This is a genomic window from Stenotrophomonas sp. P5_A8, assembly GCF_056400545.1.
This window is the reverse complement of the sequence record NZ_JBFULB010000586.1, coordinates 1-1024: the sequence shown is the minus strand read 5'-3', so window position 1 is coordinate 1024 and position 1024 is coordinate 1. Positions and strand designations below refer to the sequence as shown.

Here is a 1024-nt window from a genome sequence, read left to right as displayed (position 1 = left end):
TCCCTGGAGGCTCCGTCGCCGCATCCATGCGGCTCAGGGTCCCGCAACCCCACCCCTACCAGCCTCCGACACATGGCTGGTGCGCACAGGAAAGACGGGGCGCGACGGCCCTGCCTGCTTTCGCTCGGCGCATTTCATTGGGCCACCGGCCCACTGTCGAGGGAGGGGTTGTGGGTTCACGGGACCCTGAGCCGCATGGATGGCGGCGACGGAGCTCCAGGGATGGATTCACGGCGTGTCCCGCAACCCCACCCCTACCGGCCCAGCTCGGGGCAAGCGGACATGGGGGCGAACTTGACCTTCGCTCCGCGCTCTTGATCAAGAAATCAACAATAAATCCAACAAGTTGCCGTATTCATTGAATGTGGGATCTTGAAAGCCGTTGTGGCGCTGTTAAACTCGCCGCGTCAACCCCTTTCCTGGATGCATCCCATGCTGCGTATCGCACTGGCCGCCGTGCTCGGCCTGGCCCTGGTCCCCACCGCCTACGCAGCCGTGGATTGCTCGGCGCATGCCATCAGCGCCTCGCCGCTGCCGCTGCCGGCCACCGCCGTTGCGCCGGTTGCCGAAGAGCTCTACATCCGCAACGTCCAGCTCGGCATGCCCGCTGGCGTGCTCACCTCCAATTTCGACCAGCAGCAGTCGCTGGACCGCGTCCTGCAGCGCCTGCGCATCGATGGCTGCCAGAACATCGCCAAGGCCATGCCCGGCGCACCGGCGATCAAGGCCAACGATCCGGCCGCGTACAAGCCGGCCACCGAGTTCGACAACACCCCCTGGCGCTTTGACATGAGCCAGAACGGCAAGCGCATGACCGCCGAGGAATTCGACGCCTGGATGAAGGCGCGCGGCGTGCGCGTGGTCAAGGCGCGGCCGGTGCCGGCCGCCGCCCCGGCCGCCGCGGAAGCACCGGCTGACACCAAGCCGGGCGAGAAGAAGTAGGCCGCGCGCTGCGCGGAGCACGATGAGCACACGCCGGCCCCCTGCCGCGCCAGCCGCTCGACCACGCCGTCCCGAGCGGCGG

General features: G+C 67.8%; 1 protein-coding gene. It reads left to right on the top strand.

Annotation, left to right across the window (positions count from 1 at the left end):
• Window positions 1-432: 432 nt before the first annotated feature.
• On the top strand, window positions 433-942 hold the full coding sequence (locus AC1DQP_RS20860; RefSeq protein ID WP_256776247.1) for a hypothetical protein: 510 nt from the start codon (window positions 433-435) through the stop codon (window positions 940-942).
• Window positions 943-1024: the final 82 nt, after the last annotated feature.